This is a genomic window from Salibaculum griseiflavum (assembly GCF_003129565.1).
Lineage (GTDB): Bacteria > Pseudomonadota > Alphaproteobacteria > Rhodobacterales > Rhodobacteraceae > Salibaculum > Salibaculum griseiflavum.
The window spans coordinates 1-4,972 of the sequence record NZ_QETF01000033.1 but is presented as its reverse complement, the minus strand read 5'-3'; the positions used below and the strand labels follow the sequence as shown (position 1 = coordinate 4,972).

1 protein-coding gene is annotated in these 4,972 nt (G+C 57.1%); it reads right to left on the bottom strand.

Annotation, left to right across the window (positions count from 1 at the left end):
- Positions 1 to 252: 252 nt before the first annotated feature.
- Positions 253 to 4,728: a DUF7507 domain-containing protein gene (locus DFK10_RS16740; RefSeq protein WP_109390046.1), complete on the bottom strand. Its 4,476-nt coding sequence runs from the start codon at positions 4,726 to 4,728 to the stop codon at positions 253 to 255.
- Between the last annotated feature and the right edge of the window lie 244 nt (positions 4,729 to 4,972).

The following is a 4,972-nucleotide window of genomic DNA, read 5'->3' as shown; positions in this document are numbered from 1 at the left end:
GCACTGGAGGATGTGGTAGTCGTCTTCATGGTGTTGCTTCCTTTTTGGTTTGATCACCCCGAGCCTACGGCTCAGGGGAAGCAACGCCACCCTTTTTCAAAGTTTCAACATCCGTCGGGACATCCCCGTAATGGATACCGCGGCTAGTTAACTTGATTTCCGCCATTGTCCCGTCTCAATCCGATGAGAGAAATTTTGATGCTGCGGCCAGTTCCGGGCCGCAGCATCAATCACTCTCACTTTAGTTCCACCTTACCACTCGACATTGAGGTCGAACGAAAGATGCGGTTTACCTTGTTGTGACACATCGGTTCCGAATCGCAGTTTACCTTGCTCATTAAAGATAGACTGCTCGTGGAACATTCCGAGGGAGCCTCTGGTTACGTCACCGCTCGTCTCCAGATCCATGTCGACGCCCCAGTCAGTCCCGTTTAGGCGGTTCGTCAGACGATACTCCAAGCCTGCTCCAATTCCACAAGCTGTTTCGCTGCTCGAGCCTATCGCCATGTCGCAATAAAGCCTCGGTGCAACATGCCAGCTACGGGAAAGGTTACGATAGCCCTCGTCTGAAACCTCGTCACCAAAGTCCAAACCGATCTCAGCGAAGAAGCGTATGCCTTTCTGATCGTCCAGGCTCAACGTGCCGGATTCACTGCGTCCAGGAATACTGGCTGTCACATCTGCATCAGCTGCTGTCGCATAGGTCAGGTGCAAGCCTGCACGTGGTGTAACACGTGTTTCGCCATATTCCACCTCACCAGAGACTGACATGCCACCAAAGAGGCCCATATACTGATAGGAGCCATCCGCGTCGACGCCTTCCGACAAGCCCTCTGAGAAGCGCAGATCAAAGCTGTGATGACCAGCCGACCCAGCGAGGTAATAGTCAAGATAGATATCCTGATTCATCCTAGCTGCGCCATAGAGGCCACCATACAGACCGTAGCCGTTAATTTGACCATCGGCACGGCTCGTTACACTGGTCCGGCTCGCATAGGCACCGAGAAAATACCCTCTCAGATGATCTTCACTGACCCTACGCTCACGCTGCAGCGTGCCAGTCAGCATGCCTTGCGTGCCCAGGTCTTTGTCATGGCTCAGACTGAACTCGCCACGAATGATCTGCCTCTGGTCGGTCTTACAGTTGTAGAACTCTTCGCCGAAGGTCCCATCGGTATTGAATCTTCCAGCAGAAGCTTCAGCGGAGCCATCCACATCAAACGGGCGCACTTGGCCACATTCTTCTCGCATCGGCGCCACATCGTTCACTCGGAACTCCACACGACGGTTCTGCGCACGCCCTTCGGCGGTTGCATTGTCCGCCACGGGCTCACGCTCACCGTAACCGCGTGCCACAAGACGCTCGCTGTCCACGCCCCGCTCGGCCAGAGCTCGCAGTACCGTCTCTACACGGGATTGGCTCAGTCGCTGATTGTAATCATCCCCACCGCGAGAGTCGGTATGGCCTCCGATCTCGATACGTGCGTCCTCACAGCTCGCCAAAATCTCCGCAAGCTCGTCAACAAGCTCCCGGCTCTCAGGGCGCAACTCGGCGCGCGCTGTGGCAAACAGGATCGGGTCTTCTTCAACCCGACTGTTCAATGCGCGCACACAGCGGTCTGCCGACCGGTCCGAAAGACGATCTCGCGCCCCACGTGCGATATCTTCAAACAGCCGCGACTGCTTAGCAACGGTCTCGCGCAGATCACTCTCCAAAATATCTGTGAGAGGCTCTGCAATCAGGTCAATCAAGCCGACAAGGGTGACTGTCATCTGATTTGATGTTGCAAAAGCTTCGACACCAGAAGTTGGTGAAACACCCTTTGCATCGCCTTTCAGACTTATCTCTCCAGCAATGATATCCGCTTTGGTCAGCGCATAGCTGATCGTATAGGTCCCCTTTTCTCCAGGCATCAGCGTGCCTGTTGGAGAGTCCCCACTGTTCGACACGAAGGCAGCATCCGGAAGGTCGCCAGATCCGGTGAACTCCAGGTCAGACAACTGCACGTCGCCCAACTCAACATTACCCGTGTTCTCAATCTCGAACGTGTAGGTAATGATGTCACCTTCTTGGGCACCATCTGCCAATGCACCGTTATCAGCTGTAAGGACAACCTCAAGCTCAGAGATAGGATTAGTATAGCCTATTTCCAAAGTCGCAGGTTTTTCAGCCGGAGTGCCCTGATCGTCAGTGGCCGTGTAGTCCACCGGCGTCGCATCACCCGTGAAGCCGGCTTCCGGCGTGAAGGTGATCTCGCCCGTCGCAGGATCAACCGTCCAGGTGCCTTCGCCAGCAACTTCCAGCTCCGACACAGGATCACCGTTCTCATCGAGCAGCTGCACGCTGGTCGGATCGAGCGGGTTGTCGCCAGCCTGGTCGTTGTCAAGGACATCGACAGTCACGGGCTCGCCAAGATCGTTGCTGATTGCAATGTCGTCCTCAAGCTCAGGAGCGACAACAGGATTGGTCTCAACCGGCGGATCGATCACATCGTTTTCGGTCGAGGGATCTTCCTCATTGCCCGTGATCGAGGCGGTGTTCGTATATGTGCCCGATGCCAGAACCGTGGCTTCAAGGGCCAGAGTTGCACTGTCCCCATTGGCCAGGGCCCCAATCGACCACTCACCTGTTGCAGGATCGTAGCTGCCCGAAGACGCTGACGCAGAGGTGAACTCGTAACCATCTTCAAGCTGCTCGGTCACAACAACACCCGTCGCATCCGACGGACCCGCGTTCGCGGCCGTCAGCGTGAAGGTCACCGTGTCACCAACATTCGGCGTCGCGTTGTCAACAACCTTCGCAATCGAAAGGTCAGCAGAATTAATAAACGTCTGCGCAGAGGTGCTGTCCGTCCCGGTGTTCGGGTCGGTCTGGTCCGGCGTGCTCGCCTCGGCAACCGTGTTCTCGATCGTGTTGCCACCCTGGCCCGCATCCACCGTGCCGACAAGCGTTAGTGTCGCGCTGGCCTGGTCCGCCAGGGACGGAATCGTCCACACACCGGTGCCAGCGTCGTAGCTGCCCGCATCGACGACGCCATTCGCAGCCGTCGCCGTCAGACCCGCTGGAAGCTCATCCGTCAGCGTCACATTCGTCGCTTCCGCCGGACCGTCGTTGGTCACCGTCACCGTATAGGTGACCGTATCGCCCTCATCCGCCGTCGCCTTGTCAACAGTCTTCGCCGTCACAAGGTCGGCGTCGTTGTCGAAAGTTTGCGTGTCGGTGTCCGTCGCGGTGACATCATCGGTTCCCGTGGGGCTGTCGCCCGTCGCAGTCGCCGTGTTCTCGAACGTCCCGGCGTCTACATCCGTCTGCGTCAGCGTGTAGCTCGCCGTGTACGTGGTGTCGTCCACGTCCCCAGGCGCAAGCGAGGCAATCGCACTACCTGTCAGCGCCGCGTCATTGTCCGTGATCTCCACGTTCTCGACTGTCACGTTGCCCGTGTTCTCGACCGCGAAGGTGTAGGAGATCGTATCGCCCACGGAGAGACCGGCGGTCCCGTCGTCATCGTTCAGCGTGCCCGTCTTCACAAGCGTCAGCTCAGGTGACGCCGTCAGCGCCACCAGCGTGGGGTTGGCATCGCCGGTGTCGTCACCCGTCCCGCCTGTCGAGGTGTCGTCCCCCGCAGTGCCGTCCGCAGTGTCATCGTTGTCGGACAAAACGTCGTCCGTTAGCTCATCCGCACTCGCAACGGCCTGGTTGGAGATCTCGCCTGCATCCACGTCTGCCTGGGTCAGGGTATAGATCGCCGTGTAGATCGCGGTTTCCCCGGCTGGAATGCTGGTCGCGGTTGCGCCTCCCGTACCAGAAGTAAAGCTGGGCGTCGGGAAGGGGTCCTCGCCCGTGAAGCCCGAGTCGTCCGAAACACTCACACCCGTGAGGTCCACGTTGCCCGTGTTTTCCAGGGTGAAGGTATAGGTGATCTGGTCGCCAACCTGAGCAGGGTTCGACAGCGCGCTCGTATCCGCAGACTTCAAAAGCGTGAGGGCCGGAAACTCAAACGACGTCACCGTTGCTGTATCATTATCATTCGCAGTGCCGGACAAGTCAGTTGCAGTAACGCCGTGAAAATCCGTGCCCGATGCGGTGGCCTGGTTAGTCAAACTGCCGGCCGACACATCGGCAGCGGTCAGCGTATATGTTGCGGAGAACGTAACTGTCTCGCCCGACCTAATATCAGTGGTCGTGGTACCAGAATCGTAGTTGCCTCCGCCGGATGAATACGCAGGCACGGGCACTGTTCCCGTGCCGGAGAAAGACGCGCCACCCGGCTCTGTCACATTTACATCGAAGACCGTCGGAATGCCCGTGTTGGTCACGACATAGGTGTAGGTAACCGTATCACCGACATCTACAACGCCGTTGTTATTTGCGTCGTTGAAAACGCCCGTTTTTACCAAGGATATCTCGGGGGGCGTCGCCTCGAGAAGGGCAATTTCGCGAAAGGTGGCAAAAGGGTCCCCGCTAGGAGCAGTTAAGTCGGAAATGGTGAACTGGGTGATACCAGATATCGCTTCCGGCCCGCCGAGTGAAGCAAAGGTGACTGTCTTAGGATCGTTGGTGCCTGTCGTAACGCCAAGGCTAACGTCTTCGCCGCTCAGCGTTTGTGGCTGCCCCGCACTATCAACGTAGTCGACCGTGATGTCGAAGCCCCGAAGCTCGTCGTCGTTAAAATTGATACCAGCGTTTGCCCAAACCACGACACCCTGATAATATTCATCTGGGCCCATCCCAAAGTAATCATAATCAATCAGATAATTGTCGCCGACAGGGGTTTGTGGACAATAGCCTATTGAGGAATCTATCGAACCGTCCGAAGTTATAGAAACCTGTGACGGACCCACACAAGGGGATGTCCCGACGGATGTTGAAACTTTGAAAAAGGGTGGCGTTGCTTCCCCTGAGCCGTAGGCTCGGGGTGATCAAACCAAAAAGGAAGCAACACCATGAAGACGACTACCACATCCTCCAGTG